Raw genomic sequence first — 16998 nt, 5'->3', positions numbered from 1 at the left:
AATCTTCCCTGAACTCCGGTGACTTGAGGGGCTCCTGGTGCCCGAAAACGGGTCAGGGCCCCGCCCGGATGTCCCGGCGGGGCCCTGACCCGTTCGGCCGCCACCCGCGTGCGGCCATTCGGCTACTTGCCGGTGAACTTCTCGTACTCCTTGATGACCTCGTCCGTCGGTCCGTCCATCCGCAGCTCGCCCCGCTCCAGCCAGAGCACGCGGTCGCAGGTGTCACGGATCGACTTGTTGTTGTGGCTCACCAGGAAGACCGTGCCCGCCTCCTTGCGCAGCTCGCGGATGCGGGCCTCGGAGCGCTTCTGGAACTTGCGGTCACCGGTGGCAAGGGCCTCGTCGATCATCAGTACGTCGTGGTCCTTGGCCGCCGCGATGGAGAACCGCAGGCGGGCGGCCATGCCGGAGGAGTAGGTGCGCATCGGCAGGGTGATGAAGTCGCCCTTCTCGTTGATCCCCGAGAAGTCGACGATGTCCTGGTAGCGCGCCCGGATCTGCTCGCGGCTCATGCCCATCGCGAGTCCGCCGAGGATCACGTTGCGCTCGCCGGTCAGATCGTTCATGAGGGCCGCGTTCACACCGAGCAGCGAGGGCTGGCCGTCGGTGTACACCTTGCCCTTCTCGGCGGGAAGGAGCCCGGCGATGGCGCGCAGCAGGGTGGACTTGCCGGAGCCGTTCGACCCGATCAGGCCGATCGCCTCGCCGCGGTAGGCGGTGAAGCTGACCCCGCGCACGGCGTGCACCTTGCGCACGCCGCGCTCCTCGCCGCGCCTGATGATGCGGCTCAGCGCGGAGGTGGCGCTGCCCTTGCCCGTCTTGGCGCCGTTGACGCGGTAGACGATGTGCAGCTCGTCCGCGATGACGGTGGGGATGTGCGTCCTGTCGGCGCTCTTGTCGTCAGCCACGGCCGTACCGCTCCTCCGCCTTCCAGAAGTACACGAAGCCGCCCACGGCGACGAGCACGGCCCAGCCGGCCGCGACCGCCCAGACGTGCGGCGGCAGGTTCTCGGAGCCGTAGCCGTCGATGAGCGCGAAGCGCATCAGGTCCATGTAGATGGCGGCCGGGTTCCACTGGAGGATGTCGGCGATCCACGCCGGGTGCTCCTTGAGCATCACCGGGATGGAGAACATCACGCCGGACGCGTACATCCACGTGCGCATCACGAACGGCATCAGCTGCGCGAGGTCGGGGGTCTTGCTGCCGAGCCTCGCCATGATCAGCGCGAGGCCGGTGTTGAAGAGGAACTGCAGCGCGAGCACCGGCAGGATGAGCAGCCAGGACAGCCGCGGGTAGCTGCCGAAGCCGACCGCCACCACGAACAGCACGATCATCGAGAACAGCAGCTGCTGGAGCTGCTGGAGCGAGAACGAGATCGGCAGCGAGGCGCGCGGGAAGTGCAGCGCGCGCACCAGGCCGAGGTTGCCCGAGATCGCCCGTACGCCCGCCATCACCGAGCTCTGCGTGAAGGTGAAGACGAAGACGCCTGTCACGAGGAACGGGATGTACACCTCCCGCTCCATGCCCCGGTCGGCCTTGAGGATCAGGCCGAAGATGAGGAAGTAGACGAGCGCGTTGAGCAGCGGGGTCGCCACCTGCCACAGCTGGCCGAGCTTGGCCTGGCTGTACTGGGCGGTGAGCTTCGCCTGCGAGAAGGCGAGGATGAAGTGACGCCGCCCCCAGAGCTGGCGGACGTACTCGAAAAGACCCGGACGGGCGCCGCTGACGGACAGGCCGTACTTGGCCGCCAGCTCTGCGGGGGACAGCCCGTCGTCGGGCGACGGTGGCGCGGTCACCGCGACTCCACCGTCCTGCGTTGTCTCACTCACGAGGGGAAACTTTCGTCTTCAGATGCACGGCCGGTCGGGCGTAGGCGTGGGGGGCCAGGGACCGGAATACGGCCCGAATGTTCTCAGACCAGAGCTTGTCAGATCACAGGAGGTCGGCCCAGCCGGGTCAGGCGCCACACCGTACGCCACTTCATGGGGCGCCGAGGTCCGCTCGGGCTGGTCCAGCCCTCCTTGAAACCGCCGAACCAGGCCTTCAGGGCGGGCCGCGAGGGGCGCCGGGCGAGGGTGAGCAGGAGCCAGACGCCGAGGTAGACGGGCACGAGCACGGCGGGCAGGTTGCGGCGGGCCAGCCAGACCCGGTTGCGGGCCACCATGCGGTGGTAGACCGCGTGCCGGGAGGGGGCCGTGGTGGGGTGGAACAGCACCATGTCGGCGCGGTAGTCGATCATCCAGCCCGCGTCCAGGGCGCGCCAGGCGAGGTCCGTCTCCTCGTGGGCGTAGAAGAAGGCGTCGGGCAGGCCGCCGACCTCCTTCAGGACCGCGGTGCGCACGGCGTTGGCGCCGCCGAGGAACGTCGTCACGCGGGAGGAGCGCATCGGGTCCGAGGCGCGCAGGCGCGGCACGTGGCGGCGCTGCGTGATCCCGGTGTCCGGGTCGGCGATGCGGAAGCTGATGATGCCGAGCTCGGGGTCCGCCGCGAAGGCCGCGCGGCACAGCTCGGCGGTGTCGGTGTGCGCGAGCAGTCCGTCGTCGTCGAGGAAGAGCAGGACGTCGACGTCGGTACCGCCCGGGCCGAAGGCCTCGATGCCCACATTGCGCCCGCCCGGGATGCCCAGGTTCTCGGGCAGTTCTATGGTGCGCACGCCCGCGGGCACGTCCGGCACGGGGGCGCCGTTGCCGACGACGACCACCTCGACCCGGTCGCCGTCCTGCTTGGCGACCGAGTCGAGCAGGGCGCGCAGCTCCTGCGGGCGGTTGCCCATGGTGATGACGACCGCGCCGACCTTCAGCGGCGCGGTCGGCGTCCCCGGTGTGCCGGAGGGGCTCGGTGTACTCACTTCAGCCTGCTCGACGCGAGGATGGACACGAGGTGCAGCACGGTCTGCAGGAGCGCGATGCCGGCGAGGACCGCGACACCCAGACGCGAGAAGAACAGATCGCCCCGCATCTGGTCCACGACCGCGATGACCAGGATCAGCAGCGACGCCTCGATGCCGAGGATGAGGCGGTGGAACTTCAGCGCTCCGGCGACCTTGCGGGCCAGGGCCACGCCGGACGCGCGCGGCTCGGACGCCGACTCCTGCACCGGCGCCATGCCCTGCTGGTGCCGGGCGACGGCGACGAGGTCGGTCTCGGCCTTGATCAGGATGGCGCCGAGGGCGGCCAGGGTGCCGAGGAAGGCCCACAGCCAGTCGATGCGGCCCGATCCCCACAGGTCGGCGGCGCGCAGGCCGAAGCCGACCAGGACCGCCGCGTCGCACAGGTAGGCGCCGACCCGGTCCAGGTACACCCCGGACATCGAGTACTGCTTGCGCCAGCGGGCGATCTCGCCGTCGACGCAGTCGAGCAGCAGGTAGAGCTGGACCGCGACGACGCCGAGGACGGCGCCCCAGATCCCCGGCACCAGGAGGGCCGGGGCCGCGAGGACGCCCGCGACGGTCATCAGGTAGGTCAGCTGATTGGGCGTGATCCTGGTGTTCACCAGGTAGCGGTCGCAGCGCAGCGAGATCTCCCGCATGTACATGCGTCCCGCCCAGTGCTCACCGCTGCGCCGGTCCTTCACCCCCGCGGGGTGAACGACGGGCCGGAGTTCAGCTACCGATGGCCTTGGCATAGTCGGCGTATGCGTCCTTGATCTGGTCGGTGTTCAGATTGAGGTGCTCGAGGATCGTGTAGCGGCCCGGCCGGGTCTGCGGGGCGTACTCGACGACCTGGACGAACTCGTCCACGGTGAAGCCGATCTCCTCCGGCAGGACCGGCAGGCCGTGGCGGCGCAGGACCTCCGCCATGTACGCCGACTCCTCACGGGCACCGCGCAGGTACATCGCGAAGGCGGCGCCGAGCCCGCACTGCTCGCCGTGGCTCGCGGCGCGCTTGGGGAAGAGCAGGTCGAAGGCGTGGTTGATCTCGTGGCAGGCGCCGGACGCCGGGCGGGAGTCGCCCGAGACGGACATGGCGATGCCGGTGAGGACCAGTCCCTCGGCGAGCACCTGGAGGAAGCCGTCGTCGCCGACGCCGCCGGGGTGGCGCAGGACCGCCTCGCCGGCCTGGCGGGCCATCGCGGCGGCCAGGCCGTCGATGTCCTCGCCGCGCTCGCGGGCGGCCAGCTCCCAGTCCCTGATCGCGGAGATGTTGGACAGGGCGTCGCCGATGCCGGAGCGCACGAAGCGCACCGGGGCCTCGCGGATGACGTCGAGGTCGATGACGACCGCGATCGGGTTCGGCACGCCGTAGGAGCCTCGGCCCGCGTCGTTGTCGAGGGTCGCGACGGGCGAGCACAGGCCGTCGTGCGACAGGTTCGTCGCGACGGCGACCAGCGGCAGGCCGACGCGCGCCGCGGCGAACTTGGCGCAGTCGATGATCTTGCCGCCACCGAGGCCGACGACCGCGTCGTAGCGGCCCTTCTTCATGGCGTCGGCGAGCTTGATGGCGTCATCGAGCGTGCCGCCGCCCACCTCGAACCATTCGGCGCCGGGCAGCGACGGCTCGAGCCGCTTGCGCAGCACCGCGCCGGAGCCGCCGCTGATGGCGATGGCGAGCTTGCCGGTCGACGAGCAGATCCGCTGGTCGGCGAGGACACCGGCCAGGTCGTTCAACGCCCCCGGCCGGATGTCCACGACGACCGGCGAGGGGATGAGCCTCGTCAGTACTGGCACGCGATCTCACGTCCCTTGGCGAGGTCGTCGTGGTTGTCGATCTCGACCCACTTGACGTCGCCGATCGGCGCCACATCGATCTTGAAGCCGCGGTTGACGAGCTCCTGGTAGCCGTCCTCGTAGTAGAGGTCGGGGTCGCGCTCGAAGGTGGTCTTCAGCGCGTCGGCGAGCTCGTCGGCCGCCTCGCCCTCGATGAGGGTGACGCCGATGTACTCACCGGTGGCCGTCGCCGGGTCCATCAGCTTGGTGATCTTCTGGACGCCCTTCTCGGGGTCCACGATGACCTTCATCTCCTCGTCGGCGAGGTTCTTCACCGTGTCGAGGGCGAGGATGATCTTCTTGCCGTCGCCGCGGGCGGCGAGCAGCGTCTTCTCGACGGAGACCGGGTGCACGGTGTCACCGTTGGCGAGGATCACCGAGTGCTTGATCGAGTCGCGGCCGCACCACAGGGAGTAGGCGTTGTTCCACTCCTCGGCCTTGTCGTTGTCGATCAGGGTGAGCTTGAGGCCGTACTTGGCCTCGAGCGCCGCCTTGCGGTCGTAGACCGCTTCCTTGCGGTAGCCGACGATGATGGCGACCTCGGTCAGGCCGATCTCGGCGAAGTTCTTCAGGGTGAGGTCGAGCACGGCCAGCTCGTTCTCGGTCCCCTCGCCCACCACGGGCACCAGGGCCTTGGGGAGCGTTTCGGTGTAGGGACGCAGACGCCGGCCGGCGCCGGCGGCCAGGACGAGGCCGATCATGCGGGTTCTCCTTCATCGTGTACGGCGGGTGCGCCACGCTTGTGAGCGGTCACCCAGAAGCGGATGCTCTCGATGAGCACCACGAGTGCCACGGCCACGGCGAGCGCCGTGAGCGCGACGGTGAAATCTGTGTCTGTCAGCAGGGCGGCGAGCACGGTGACCGCGAACGTCCTGCCTTCGTGCCCGCCGATCGCCCGTACCAGCCAGCGCGGCGGCGCGCCGACACCGCGAATGCGGTACACGGTGTCGTAGTGATGGTAGGCGACCGCGGCCACCAGGCCGAAAGCCGCGGGAAGGCTGCCGTTCACGTCGGCTTTGGCGGCCAGTACCAGAACGGTGCCGTATTCGGCCGCCCGGAAGAACGGCGGAACCAGCCAGTCGAGGCGTCCCTTGAGCGGCTGCGTGACGGCGAGGCCGGACGTGACGGCGTAGACGGCGGCGGCGATCACCGGCCAGGGGCTGCCGTAGGAGCTGAAGGCGGCCGTGCAGACGACGACGGCGGCGCCGACCAGGGCCAGGAGCGGCGCGAGGGGCAGCGGTGTCCGGCGCAGCGCGGCGAACGCGGCGGCGACGGTGCCGCTGTCGGCGAGGTCGGCGAGGGCCTGGGCGGCACGGTCGGTGCGGGGGGCCTTGCGCAGCGAGCGCAGGACGCGGCCGGCCGTGGTGTAGCAGGCGGCGAGGCCGCAGCCGATCAGGAGCACGACGAAGGTGATCCGCGGCGTGGTGACGGCGGTGAGGACGGCGATGAGGGCCCAGCGCTCGCCGATGGGCAGGACGATCATGCGGCGCACCCAGACCGTCCAGCCGACGCCGTCGAGCTTTCCGGAGAGCGTCGCGGTGGGGCTGGTGTTGACGGCGGCATTGCCCGCGTCGTCGACGTTCCCCTCGTTGAAGGAGAAGTCCACGACGTGCCGGCAGGTCTGCAGGATCATCGCGCCGAGCGCGAGCGCCCATACGTCATCACTGCCCCCGCCGCGGGCGGCGCCGAGGGCGAGGCCCGCGTAGTACGCGTACTCCTTGGCGCGGTCGAACGTCGCGTCGAGCCAGGCGCCGAGCGTGGAGTACTGCAGTGAGTAGCGGGCGAGCTGGCCGTCCGTGCAGTCGAGGACGAAGGAGAACAGGAGCAGCAGTCCGGCGGCGACGAAGCCGCCGCGGGTGCCGGTCGCCGCGCAGCCCGCCGCGATCACGGCGACCAGCAGGGAGGCGGTGGTGACCTGGTTCGGGGTGAGGCCCCGGCGCGCGCACCAGCGGGCGAGATAGCGCGAGTAGGGGCTGATGCAGTACGTCGTGAAGAAGCCGTCGCGGGCCTTCACCGCGCCGCGCAGGCGCACGGCCTCGTCGTCGACGGCGGCGACGGCCTGGCGCGCGGTGTTGCGGGACTCGGGGTCGTCGGGCACGGCCGCGATGAGCGTGCCGAGTTCGGGCCGGTGCACGTCGGTGCCGGTGGCTTCGACGGCGGCGGCGACGCGGTCGGGCACGGCGCCGGAGGCGAGCGCCACGGACGCGCGGCCGCCGTCGGCCGCGGCCTCGGCTCCACCGGCCCCAACTGCCGTACGCAGCGCGGCCGTCAGCTCCCGGCGCGCCCCCGCCTGCGCGGTCACGGCGCCGGGCACGGCCGACACGGGGAAGCGCGGGTCGGTCAGGCCGAGCCGCAGGGCGTGGACGTGGCCGACGAAGCGGCTGTCGACGAGGGCGACGCGCTCGTCGGCGGGCAGGTCACGCAGCAGGGCCTCGAGCTCTTCCGGGGACGCCGCATCGGGGGCGGTCCGCACGTCGAAGCCCAGGGACCGCAGATCGCCTTCGAGCGGCGAACCGGGCACCGGCCGGCCGGTGAGGATGGCGGTCGACAGACGAACTCACTCCTTGATTCCCGGCGCGGCTCGCGCGGGCACGTGCGTGACGGGGGCACCCGGGCAGCGAGACGGCCGGGCGGCATGTCGGCAGAGGCTATCGGATGAATGGAAGCGGGCGTTCACCGCCCGTTCACGCCCCGATCAGCGCGGTCTGCGTGGTTCTCGACCGCCGCGATCATCATGGTCGAAAGCAGCCCGCGGCCACAAACCGCGGGGTCCACACCCGTCCAAGCCAGCCTAAGGTGGACGTCCATGACATGGATGATCACAGGTGGAGCGGGATATATCGGGGCGCATGTGGCGCGGGTCATGGCCGGGGCGGGTGAGCGGGTCGTCGTCGTGGACGACGTCTCGTCGGGTGTGCCGGAGCGACTGCCCTCGGACATTCCGCTGGTACGGGGCACTTCGCTCGACGGGGCGCTGCTGCGGCGGGTGTTCGCCGAGCACGCGGTGACGGGTGTGGTGCATCTCGCCGCCCGCAAGCAGGTCGGCGAATCGGTGGAGCAGCCGCTGCGTTACTACCGGGAGAACGTCGGGGGCCTCACGACGCTCCTGGAAGCGGTGGTGGACGCGGGCGTGGAGCGGTTCGTCTTCTCGTCGTCGGCGGCCGTCTACGGCAATCCGCCGGACGCCGACCTGGTCGCGGAGGACACGCCCTGCGCGCCGGTGAGCCCCTACGGCGAGACGAAGCTGGCGGGCGAGTGGCTGGTGCGGGCCGCCGGGCGGGCCCACGGGCTGACCACGACGTGTCTGCGCTACTTCAACGTGGCGGGCGCCGCGAGCCCGGAGCTCGCGGACACCGGGGTCTTCAACGTGGTCCCGATGGTCTTCGACCGCCTCACCCGCGGCGAGGCCCCGCGCATCTTCGGCACCGACCACCCCACGCCCGACGGCACCTGCGTGCGGGACTACATCCACGTCAGCGATCTCGCCGAGGCGCACCTCGCCGCCGCGCGCAGGCCGGTCGAGCCGGGCAGCGATCTGACGGTGAACATCGGCCGGGGCGAGGGCGTTTCCGTACGCGAACTCCTCACCGTGATCGCGGAGGTGACCGGGGACCACCGCGAGCCGCTCGTCGAGCCGCGCCGGGCGGGCGACGCGCCGCGCGCCGTGGCGGACGTGCGCCGCGCGGCGAAGGAGCTGGGCTTCGACGCCCGGCGGGGCGTGCGGGAGATGGTGGAGTCCGCGTGGGCGGGCTGGTGCCTGCGTCACCCGGAGGCCGTGCGCGGCTAGCCACGCCGGGACCCGGCCCGTCCACCCGCCGCTCGCAAGGCTCTGACCTGCGGAGCATTTGCGCAGGTCAGAGCATATGACAACGGTTCTCAAGAGCGTGTTGCACATACCCCCCACCCGTAGTTGACTGAAGGTCGCGACCGGACCTGGGCGCCGACGGACGACGACGGAGGAACGCACCATGGGGGCAGGACACGACCACGGCCACGCGCCGCCCGCCAAGGGCACGGCCACGGCCGCCTACAAGGGTCGTCTGCGCATCGCGCTGTCCATCACGGTCACCGTCATGGTGGTCGAGATCGTCGGCGGCATCGTCGCCGACTCCCTCGCGCTGATCGCGGATGCGACGCACATGGCGACGGACGCGCTCGGCCTGAGCATGGCGCTGCTCGCCATTCACTTCGCGAACCGCCCGCCGAGCGAGAACCGCACCTTCGGCTACGCACGCGCCGAGATCCTGGCGGCGCTCGCCAACTGTCTGCTCCTGTTCGGCGTCGGCGGGTACGTCCTGTACGAGGCGGTGCAGCGGTTCGTCACGCCCGCCGAGACCGAGGGCGGCCTCACGATGGTCTTCGGCCTGATCGGCCTGCTGGCCAATCTGGTCTCGCTGGCCCTCCTGATGGGCGGCCAGAAGGACAGCCTCAATGTGCGCGGTGCCTTCCTTGAGGTCCTCGCGGACGCGCTGGGGTCGGTCGCGGTGCTCGTCTCGGCCGCCCTGATCCTGCTCACGGGCTGGCAGGCCGCCGACCCCATCGCCTCCATCGTCATCGGGCTCATGATCGTCCCGCGCGCCTGGAAGCTGCTGCGGGAGACGCTGAACGTCCTGCTCGAATCGGCGCCCAAGGGCGTCGACATGGCCGAGGTCCGCGCCCACATGCTGGCCCTGCCCGGCGTGGAGGACGTGCACGACCTGCACGCCTGGACGATCACATCAGGGATGCCGGTCCTGTCCGCGCACGTGGTCGTCAGCTCCGAGACGCTGACCGCCATCGGCCACGAGAAGATGCTGCACGAGCTGCAGCTCTGCCTGGGCGACCACTTCGACGTCGAGCACTGCACGTTCCAGCTGGAGCCGGGCGGCCACGCGGAGCACGAGCCGGGCCTCTGCCACTGACTTCGCCACTGACGCGGGGCGGCTGCCGTCACGGAGCCCCCCGCGACGGCAGGACAGGGGATCACGGACGGTGGTACCCTGGCCAGGACTTTGACGGCAGACACGGAAGAGAAAGAGGTGGGTTGATGACTGTCGCGGCTGACGCTGCTCTGCGCGGCGACACGACTGTCCCCACTTCCCGGGCCCACGCCTGACCTTCCGTACGTCGCCTCGCGCACGTACGTCGCGTACGCAGCGTGCGTACGTCCTCCGTGTCACGGCCGGGCCCACTCATTCAAGGGTTCACTCCGTTGACTCAGAACGCGATCACCAACGCCTTCTTCGCCCTGCACCACGGCCTGCCCCGGCAGGGCCCCGGCTCCGACGCCACCACCCGCGCGCTGCTCGCCCTCGCCGGTGAGCTGCCCGCCCGTCCGCGCGTGCTCGACCTGGGCTGCGGCCCCGGCCGGTCCGCGCTGCTCCTCGCCGCCGAGGCCGGAGCCGAGGTCACGGCCGTCGATCTGCACGAGCCGTTCCTCGCCGAACTGCGCGCGGCGGCCGACGCCCGCGGGCTCGGCGACCGTGTGCGCACCGTCAAGGCCGACATGGGCGAACTGCCCTGCCCGGACGGTTCGTTCGACCTGATCTGGGCCGAGAGCTCGGCCTACTCCATCGGCTTCGACACCGCCCTCGCCACCTGGCGGCGGCTGCTCGCGCCCGGCGGGACGCTCGTCGTCACCGAGTGCGAGTGGACGACCGCCGACCCGTCCGGGGCGGCGCGTGCCTTCTGGGACCAGCACTATCCGCTGCGCACCACGGAGGAGAACACGCGCGCGGCACTCGCCGCCGGGTACGCGGTGCTCGGCACCGTGTCCCAGCCGGAGTCCGACTGGGACGAGTACTACGGTCCGCTCGGCGCCCGCGCCGACGGGGCCGACCCCGGGGCGCCCGGCATGGCCGAGGCCCTGGCCGCCACCCGCGCCGAGATCGCGATGCGGCGGGAGCACGGGGCGGAGTTCGGCTACACCGGCTACGTCCTGCGCCCGGCGGGCGGCGGCTGGCGCACCCGGCCCGAGGCGGCGTCCGGCGCCGACCGCGCGGCGGTGCGCGCCGTGAACGCCGCCGCCTTCCCCACCGAGGCGGAGGCCGACCTCGTGGACGCGCTCCGCGAGGACCCCGGGGCCTGGCTCGACGGACTCTCGTTCGTGGCCGAGGCGCCCCTCACGGACGGCTCGAACACGCCGGGCGGGGAGGTCGTGGCGCACGCCCTGGTCACCCGCTGTCACGTGGACGGCGCTCCGGCCCTGTGCCTGGCGCCGGTGGCCGTACTACCGGCGTACCAGGGAACGGGCGCTGGTTCGGCCGTCGTGCGCGCCGTGCTGCACGCCGTGCGCGCCCGTGGCGAGCAACTGGTCCTGGTCCTCGGGCACCCGGACTACTACCCGCGGTTCGGGTTCACCCCGGCCTCGGCATACGGGATCCGGCCAAGTTTCGAGGTGCCGGATGAGGCGATGATGGCGCTGGTCCTCGACAGGGCCGACACGGACGGTGGGGTGCCGGTTCCGTCCGGCACGATCGCCTATCCGGCGGCCTTCGGGGTCTGATCCCGGCCGTCCCCAGGCCCGGCGCCCGGCACGCCGCGGCCGAATCCGCATGTCCCGTCCCCACGGTCGGGGACGGGACATGCGGGGCCCCCGGAGTGCCGGGAGAGCCCCTGTCGTACGGCAGACTTGGCCATCCGAGACCGAAGCGAAGGATGGGTATGCCGATCACACCTGCCACCGCGGCGAACAGCTCGTCGAACGGCACCGGAGAGACAATCCTGCTGGAACTCGTCGACGAGGACGGCAGGACGATCGGCACGGCGGAGAAGCTTGCCGCTCATCAGGCGCCAGGGCAGTTGCACCGGGCGTTCTCCGTCTTCCTCTTCGACGAGCAGGGCCGACTGCTGCTGCAGCAGCGGGCGCTCGGCAAGTACCACTCCCCCGGCGTCTGGTCGAACACCTGCTGCGGGCACCCGTACCCCGGCGAGGCGCCGTTCGCGGCCGCCGCCCGGCGCACCTTCGAGGAGCTCGGCGTCTCGCCGTCGCTGCTCGCCGAGGCGGGCACCGTGCGCTACAACCACCCGGACCCGGAGTCGGGCCTGGTGGAGCAGGAGTTCAACCACCTCTTCGTGGGCATGGTGCAGGCCGAGCTGCGCCCGGACGCGAGCGAGGTGGGCGACACGGCGTTCGTGACCGCCGCCGAGCTGGCGGAGCGGCACGCGAAGGGGCCGTTCTCCGCGTGGTTCATGACCGTCCTTGACGCGGCGCGGCCGGCGATCAAGGAGCTGACGGGGCCGGGCGCGGGCTGGTAGGCCACGGGCGCCGCGGGCCCCGCCCGGCGGGCCTCAGATCCCGTTGGGTTTCAGGGGCAAGGCAGCCCAGATGACCTTGCCCCCGCTCGCCGTGTGCTCGACGTCGCACGCGCCGCCCGCCTCGCGGGTGATCTCACGCACGAGGAGCAGTCCGCGGCCGCCGGTCTGGCCGTAGTCGGCCTCCAGCGCCGTCGGGCGGTAGGGGTGGTTGTCCTCCACGGAGACCCGCACCCACTCCGCGCCGACCGCGACCTCCACGGCGAGCATCGGCGAGAGCAGTGCCGCGTGCCGCACCGCGTTGGTGACCAGTTCGGAGACGATCAGCAGGAGTCCCTGTACCAGCTCGTCCGGTGCCGGCACCCCCTGACGCGCGAGCAGATCGCGCACCGCATGCCGTGCCTGGGGCACCGAGGCGTCGACGGCGGGGGCGGTGAACCGCCACACGCCCTCGTACGGCACCCGCCCACCTCCCCCGGGGAGCGGGCCCGGCCCTCTCCCGTCGTTCCCCATTGCCCGGTCCCCGCCCTCGCGCTCGGTTGTCACCACACGTCGAGTGTTGGTAACGCGCTGGTCCGTACCGCGCTACTGACCAGAAGTCAGCGACTATCGACGGGATTTGATCGCCCCCGCGTGACGTCGTCAGTTGCGCGACTGCTCCTGCCCTTCTTGTTCCGCCTTCAAGGGTTCTTCAGCTTGTACGGCTTGCGGGGCGTCGCCGTCGCCGCCCACGCGCTCCGAGACCAGGCTGATCAGGCGTCGGCCGCCGACGGCCGTGGCGATCAGGCCGAGCCCGTCGAAGAGCAGCGCGAGGGAGAAGAAGCAGCCGATGACGTACTGACTGCTGCTCGGCCAGTCGCCGAGCACGAGCACGCCGAGCAGCACGCCGAAGGCGCCCTGGAGCAGCGTCACGGCCATCTGCGGTCCGCGCACCACCAGGCTGCCGACGAGCCGGAACACACCGCCGGTGAGGAAGAGCAGCGCCGCGAACATCGTCAGCGCCTCCGCGGCCACGTCGGGCCTGCGGATGACGACGACGCCCGCCGCCAGGTTCAGCGCGGCGACCACCACACCGAGCCAGAAGAAGTTCGAGCCGCGCGACTGCACCGCGTGGAGGAGCGCCACCATGCCGCCCACGAGGAGCAGCCAGCCGAACAGGAGCATCGAGGTGAGCGTGGCCACCCCGACGTACACGATGCCGATGAGCCCGCCGAGGACGAGGATCGCGCCGAGCACGGCGAGCCAGCCGAAGCTGCGCCGCAGGCGCTCCCCCTCGGCCGTGCCGCCGGTGCCGCCGGTGCTGTCAGAGCTGGCCTGAGCTGCGTCTTTGCGTGTTCCGCCGATCACCATGAGGGCCTCCGTCCGCTGTGCGAAGTCGCCCCTTCTTGATCGTACGTTCGCGGGGTGCGGATAGCATCCGGCGCATGGAGCCGCAGCTGAGGCACGCCGTCGCCGACGGCGTCGCCACCGTCGTCATCGACCACCAGGCCAAGCGCAACGCCATGACGGCGGACATGTGGCGCGCGCTGCCGCCGCTGCTCACCGCGCTCGCCGCGGACCCCGCCGTGCGGGCGCTGGTCCTGACCGGCGCCGGGGACACCTTCTGCGCGGGCGCCGACATCTCCTCGCTGCGGGAGGAGCCCGCCCGCGCCCAGGAGCTCGCGGTGCGGGCCGAGGAGGCCCTCGCGGCCTTCCCCAAGCCGACGCTCGCGGCGGTGCGCGGGTACTGCGTGGGCGGCGGCTGCCAGCTCGCGGCGGCCTGCGACCTGCGGTTCGCCGACGAGGGCGCGGTGTTCGCGGTCACCCCGGCGAAGCTCGGCATCGTCTACCCGGCGTCGACGACGCGCCGTCTGGTGTCGCTCGTGGGGCCCTCGACCGCCAAGTACCTGTTGTTCTCCGGCGAGTCGATCGACACCGGGCGTGCGCTGCGCAGCGGGCTGGTGGACGAGGTGCTGCCCGCCGGTGAGCTGCAGGGGCGCGTCACGGAGTTCACGCGGATCCTGGCCGCGCGCTCGCTGCTCACGCAGGCGGCGGCGAAGGAGTTCGCGTCCCCGGCCGCCGGTGCGGACGGCCCCGGCGGCGCGGACGCGGGGGCCGCGCGGGAGGTCCACTGGGCGGAGCAGATGCGCGCGAGCGGCGACACCGCGGAGGGTGTCGCCGCCTTCCTGGAGCGCAGGCAGCCGCGCTTCGCCTGGACTCCGCCCGAGCCCGAGGTCCCGGCTACGCCGACTGCTCCGCTTCGCTGAACCGGCTGCGGTCGCGGAACATCTCAACGATGTGGGCGGGCGCCTTCTCCGGCGAACCGGCGTCGTAGGGCGGCTGGGGGTCGTACTCCATCATCAGCTGCACGGCCTGGGCGCGTTCGTCGCCCGCGATCCTGCCGACGAGGGCGAGGCCCATGTCGATGCCGGACGACACACCGGCCGCCGTGACGTACTTCCCGTCGAACACCACCCGCTGCCCGGTCGAGCGCACGCCGACCTTCTCCAGCTCCTCCAGGGCCAGCCAGTGCGACGTCGCCCGGCGGCCCTCCAGGAGCCCGGCGGCGGCGAGCGCCAGGGAGCCCGTGCACACGGACGTCGTCCAGGTGCTGGTCGCGTCGGCGGTACGCAGCCAGCCGAGCAGGGACTCGTTCTCCATCTGGTCGCTCTGGCCGGGGCCGCCGGGGACCACCACGATGTCCGGGCTCCGCACCTCGTCGAAGGTCTTGTCGGCGATGAGGGTGAGCTGGCCGGTGTCGTCGTGCACGGGTCCGGCCTGCTCGGCCACGAAGACGACCTCGGCGTCCGGGATGCCGGCGAGCGTCTGGAACGGGCCGATGGCGTCGAGGACGGTGAAGCGTTCGTACAGGGCGATGGCGATCTGCATGCGGGCTCTCCTTGGGGAGGCGGGTCGGATGACGGTGTGCGGTGGTGGCTGGTGAGTGGTCGGGCGATGGGTCAGGCGGAGGCGGTGAGGGGGCTGTGGAAGCGGCGGCGGTACTCGGCCGGAGCCGTGCCGAGCGCCTTGACGAAGGCGCGGCGCATGGCCTCCGGGGTGCCGTAGCCGCACGCGCGCGAGACCTCCTCGACGCCGTCGGCGGTGTCCTCCAGGAGCCGCCGGGCGTGCTCGACGCGGACGCGGTCGACGTACTTGCCCGGCGTCATGCCGGTCTCCGCCCGGAAGGCGCGGGCGAAGTGCCGGGGCGAGAGCCGGGCGCGCTCCGCGAGGGACTCCACGCTCAGGTCTCCCCCGGGGTGCTCGGTGATCCACTGCTGGACCTCGCGCAGCGGCTCACGGCGGGCCGTCTGCACCGCCAACTGGGCGCTGAACTGCGCCTGGTTGCCCGGGCGGCGCAGGAACACGACGAGGAACCGCGCGATGGTCAGCGCCGTGTCCCGGCCCAGGTCCTCCTCGACGAGGGCGAGCGCGAGGTCGATGCCCGCCGTGACGCCCGCCGATGTCGACACGTTCCCGTCCCGGACGTAGATGGGGTCGGGGTCCACGTCGATCTCCGGGTGGTTGCGGGCGAGTGTGTCGCAGTACGCCCAGTGGGTCGTCGCGCGGCGGCCGTCGAGCAGGCCCGCGCGCGCCAGCAGGACGGCCCCGGTGCAGACCGAGATCAGCCGCTCGGCCAGCGGGGCGTGGGCCCGCAGCCAGGCGACCAGTGCCTCGTCCTCGTCCCTGGTGCCCGCGCCGCCGGGCACCAGGACGGTGTGCGGCACCGGAGCGCCGTCCCGTCCCGAGTGCTCCGCGAGCGTGGAGTCGGGGACCAGCGTCAGGCCGCTCGACGTCCGCACGGGGGCGCCGTCGAGGGAGGCGGTGCGCACCCGGTACGGCGGGGAGTCCGGGTGGTGGTGGCTCGCGCCCGTGAACACCTCGGCGGGGCCGGTGACGTCGAGGCTCTGGACGCCGTCGAAGAGGACGATCAGGACGGTTCGCTGCTCCATGCCCACGATTCTTGGGGTGCGGCGGGATGGCCGCAATGACGGGCAGCCCACCTTTCCTGCCATCCTTTCCTGCCATCCCTTTCTGTCGTTCGCTCCCGGCGCTCCCGCAACTCCCGCAACCTTCTTCTGCCACCGCCCTTCTTTCTGTCATCCGCGCCCGGAAGCCCTTCAGCTCATACCGACCAGTCGGTAACGTGTGGCCATGACCTCTTCGACGACCCCGGCCCCGGTCGGCGCGGCGCTGCCCCCGCGCGCGGGACGGCGCTGCCACAACGTGCTCAACGCCCTCCACACCACCCACTACTTCTCCCCGGACGTGGGCCGCGAGCTGGCCCCGCTCGGCATCAGCCACCCGAAGGCCGTCAACTTCGCCATCCGGGCGGCGGCCCTGGGAGCCGTGGGCGCGGGCACCGTGACGGCCACGTTCTACAACTACAAGCCGGACACGGTGGCCCGGTTCGTGCCGGAGATCTGGCGCACCGCCGCGCCCGAGGACGTCCTCGCCGCCCGGCTGCGCGGTGTCGACACGACGCTGCGGCGGCTCCTCGGGGACGAGGCGGTGGCGTCCCCGGAGATGGCGGAGGCGGCCCGGCTCGCGCTGCGGGCCACGGAGGCCTGTTCGCCGGGCGGCCGCCCGCTGTACGCCGCGCACGCCGCCCTGGCCGTGCCCGACGAGCCGCACCTGGCCTACTGGCACGCGGCGACCCTGCTGCGCGAGCACCGCGGCGACGGCCACCTCGCCGCGCTCCTGGACGCCGAACTCGGCCCGGTGGAGGCGCTGGTGACCCACACCGCGACGGGCAAGGGCATGACGCCCACGTGGAACCTCAACACCCGGGGCTGGACCAAGGAGGACTGGGACGCGGCCGTCGAGCGGCTGCGCGGGCGCGGACTCGTGGACGCCGACGGCGAGCTGACGGAGTCCGGCGTCGACCTGCGCAAGGCGATCGAGGAGCGCACCGACCGCCTGGACCGGGCGCCCTACGAACACCTCGGCGCCGCGGACGTGGAGCGGCTCACGGAGCTGGGCACGGTCTTCGCCGGGGCGGCGCTGCAGGCGGGGGCGTTCCCCGCGGACCTGCTCGGCAAGGGCTGAGCTGCCCGGCGCATGTAGACCCGCCCCCGGGGTA

The 16998-nt window shown here is 72.0% G+C and carries 17 protein-coding genes; 6 read left to right on the top strand and 11 right to left on the bottom strand.

Translation table 11 applies throughout. The features are described from left to right. Window positions 1-122 precede the first annotated feature (122 nt). From ACFVHO_RS34725 to ACFVHO_RS34695, 7 genes are all read right to left on the bottom strand, one after another. Window positions 123-908, bottom strand: coding sequence for an ABC transporter ATP-binding protein (locus tag ACFVHO_RS34725; RefSeq protein WP_385723698.1), 786 nt, complete (start codon window positions 906-908; stop codon window positions 123-125). Next, window positions 901-1830 (bottom strand): ABC transporter permease, encoded by a 930-nt coding sequence (locus ACFVHO_RS34720; RefSeq protein ID WP_385723695.1) that lies wholly within the window; start codon window positions 1828-1830, stop codon window positions 901-903. Before ACFVHO_RS34720 ends, ACFVHO_RS34725 begins: the two co-directional genes overlap by 8 nt. 98 nt (window positions 1831-1928) lie before the next feature. Then, on the bottom strand, window positions 1929-2774 hold the full coding sequence (locus tag ACFVHO_RS34715) for a glycosyltransferase family 2 protein (protein ID WP_385723765.1): 846 nt from the start codon (window positions 2772-2774) through the stop codon (window positions 1929-1931). A gap of 71 nt (window positions 2775-2845) precedes the next feature. Then, entirely contained in the window at window positions 2846-3625 is a 780-nt protein-coding gene (locus tag ACFVHO_RS34710; protein ID WP_380855864.1) for a CDP-alcohol phosphatidyltransferase family protein, read from the bottom strand. After that, window positions 3603-4667 (bottom strand): iron-containing alcohol dehydrogenase family protein, encoded by a 1065-nt coding sequence (locus ACFVHO_RS34705; RefSeq protein WP_385723692.1) that lies wholly within the window; start codon window positions 4665-4667, stop codon window positions 3603-3605. The genes ACFVHO_RS34710 and ACFVHO_RS34705 overlap by 23 nt, the downstream gene beginning before the upstream one ends. After that, entirely contained in the window at window positions 4655-5407 is a 753-nt protein-coding gene (locus ACFVHO_RS34700) for a sugar phosphate nucleotidyltransferase (RefSeq protein WP_385723690.1), read from the bottom strand. Before ACFVHO_RS34700 ends, ACFVHO_RS34705 begins: the two co-directional genes overlap by 13 nt. Then, entirely contained in the window at window positions 5404-7257 is a 1854-nt protein-coding gene (locus tag ACFVHO_RS34695) for a DUF5941 domain-containing protein (protein WP_385723762.1), read from the bottom strand. The genes ACFVHO_RS34700 and ACFVHO_RS34695 overlap by 4 nt, the downstream gene beginning before the upstream one ends. Window positions 7258-7512: 255 nt before the next feature. Here ACFVHO_RS34695 and galE point away from each other — a divergent pair, with 255 nt between their 5' ends. From galE to idi, 4 genes are all read left to right on the top strand, one after another. Next, the gene (galE, locus tag ACFVHO_RS34690) at window positions 7513-8493 is read left to right on the top strand and encodes a UDP-glucose 4-epimerase GalE (RefSeq protein ID WP_385723687.1); all 981 of its coding nucleotides are present in this window, start codon (window positions 7513-7515) and stop codon (window positions 8491-8493) included. Between the two features lie 181 nt (window positions 8494-8674). Next, complete coding sequence (locus ACFVHO_RS34685) at window positions 8675-9607, top strand: cation diffusion facilitator family transporter (RefSeq protein WP_385723685.1); 933 nt, start codon at window positions 8675-8677, stop codon at window positions 9605-9607. A gap of 290 nt (window positions 9608-9897) precedes the next feature. Then, on the top strand, window positions 9898-11190 hold the full coding sequence (locus tag ACFVHO_RS34680) for a GNAT family N-acetyltransferase (protein WP_385723682.1): 1293 nt from the start codon (window positions 9898-9900) through the stop codon (window positions 11188-11190). Window positions 11191-11348: 158 nt separating this feature from the next. Continuing rightward, window positions 11349-11942 (top strand): isopentenyl-diphosphate Delta-isomerase, encoded by a 594-nt coding sequence (gene idi / locus ACFVHO_RS34675; RefSeq protein ID WP_380855876.1) that lies wholly within the window; start codon window positions 11349-11351, stop codon window positions 11940-11942. 33 nt (window positions 11943-11975) lie between these two features. Here idi and ACFVHO_RS34670 read toward each other — a convergent pair whose 3' ends face one another. Continuing rightward, window positions 11976-12452 (bottom strand): ATP-binding protein, encoded by a 477-nt coding sequence (locus ACFVHO_RS34670; RefSeq protein ID WP_385723679.1) that lies wholly within the window; start codon window positions 12450-12452, stop codon window positions 11976-11978. Between the two features lie 129 nt (window positions 12453-12581). Beyond that, window positions 12582-13289 (bottom strand): HdeD family acid-resistance protein, encoded by a 708-nt coding sequence (locus tag ACFVHO_RS34665; protein ID WP_385723676.1) that lies wholly within the window; start codon window positions 13287-13289, stop codon window positions 12582-12584. Between the two features lie 74 nt (window positions 13290-13363). On the opposite strand from ACFVHO_RS34665, the gene ACFVHO_RS34660 reads away from it, so the two are divergent. After that, complete coding sequence (locus ACFVHO_RS34660) at window positions 13364-14185, top strand: enoyl-CoA hydratase/isomerase family protein (RefSeq protein WP_385723674.1); 822 nt, start codon at window positions 13364-13366, stop codon at window positions 14183-14185. On the opposite strand, the gene ACFVHO_RS34655 is transcribed toward ACFVHO_RS34660, so the two are convergent. Both ACFVHO_RS34655 and ACFVHO_RS34650 read right to left on the bottom strand, forming a co-directional pair. Then, window positions 14160-14807 carry a DJ-1/PfpI family protein gene (locus tag ACFVHO_RS34655; RefSeq protein WP_385723672.1) on the bottom strand — a complete coding sequence of 216 codons (648 nt, stop codon included), beginning with the start codon at window positions 14805-14807 and terminating at the stop codon, window positions 14160-14162. The genes ACFVHO_RS34660 and ACFVHO_RS34655 overlap by 26 nt on opposite strands. A gap of 71 nt (window positions 14808-14878) precedes the next feature. Further along, a complete protein-coding gene (locus tag ACFVHO_RS34650; RefSeq protein WP_385723669.1) occupies window positions 14879-15868 on the bottom strand; it encodes a GlxA family transcriptional regulator in 990 nt (329 codons plus the stop codon). A gap of 202 nt (window positions 15869-16070) precedes the next feature. On the opposite strand from ACFVHO_RS34650, the gene ACFVHO_RS34645 reads away from it, so the two are divergent. Next, a complete protein-coding gene (locus tag ACFVHO_RS34645; RefSeq protein WP_385723666.1) occupies window positions 16071-16964 on the top strand; it encodes a hypothetical protein in 894 nt (297 codons plus the stop codon). Window positions 16965-16998 lie beyond the last annotated feature (34 nt).

The organism is Streptomyces sp. NPDC127108, from assembly GCF_042677545.1.
Classification (GTDB): Bacteria; Actinomycetota; Actinomycetes; order Streptomycetales; family Streptomycetaceae; genus Streptomyces.
The sequence above is the reverse complement of the archived record's forward strand: the minus strand, read 5'-3'. Positions and strand labels throughout refer to the sequence as shown.

Coding starts and splice junctions, on each gene's coding strand:
- idi (WP_380855876.1), top strand. CDS start 11,349: ATGCCGATCACACCTGCCACCGCGGCGAACAGCTCGTCGAACGGCACC.
- ACFVHO_RS34710 (WP_380855864.1), bottom strand. CDS start 3,625: ATGCCAAGGCCATCGGTAGCTGAACTCCGGCCCGTCGTTCACCCCGCG.
- ACFVHO_RS34700 (WP_385723690.1), bottom strand. CDS start 5,407: ATGATCGGCCTCGTCCTGGCCGCCGGCGCCGGCCGGCGTCTGCGTCCC.
- ACFVHO_RS34650 (WP_385723669.1), bottom strand. CDS start 15,868: ATGGAGCAGCGAACCGTCCTGATCGTCCTCTTCGACGGCGTCCAGAGC.
- ACFVHO_RS34660 (WP_385723674.1), top strand. CDS start 13,364: ATGGAGCCGCAGCTGAGGCACGCCGTCGCCGACGGCGTCGCCACCGTC.
- ACFVHO_RS34665 (WP_385723676.1), bottom strand. CDS start 13,289: ATGGTGATCGGCGGAACACGCAAAGACGCAGCTCAGGCCAGCTCTGAC.
- ACFVHO_RS34715 (WP_385723765.1), bottom strand. CDS start 2,774: ATGGGCAACCGCCCGCAGGAGCTGCGCGCCCTGCTCGACTCGGTCGCC.
- ACFVHO_RS34670 (WP_385723679.1), bottom strand. CDS start 12,452: ATGGGGAACGACGGGAGAGGGCCGGGCCCGCTCCCCGGGGGAGGTGGG.
- galE (WP_385723687.1), top strand. CDS start 7,513: ATGACATGGATGATCACAGGTGGAGCGGGATATATCGGGGCGCATGTG.
- ACFVHO_RS34685 (WP_385723685.1), top strand. CDS start 8,675: ATGGGGGCAGGACACGACCACGGCCACGCGCCGCCCGCCAAGGGCACG.
- ACFVHO_RS34655 (WP_385723672.1), bottom strand. CDS start 14,807: ATGCAGATCGCCATCGCCCTGTACGAACGCTTCACCGTCCTCGACGCC.
- ACFVHO_RS34645 (WP_385723666.1), top strand. CDS start 16,071: ATGACCTCTTCGACGACCCCGGCCCCGGTCGGCGCGGCGCTGCCCCCG.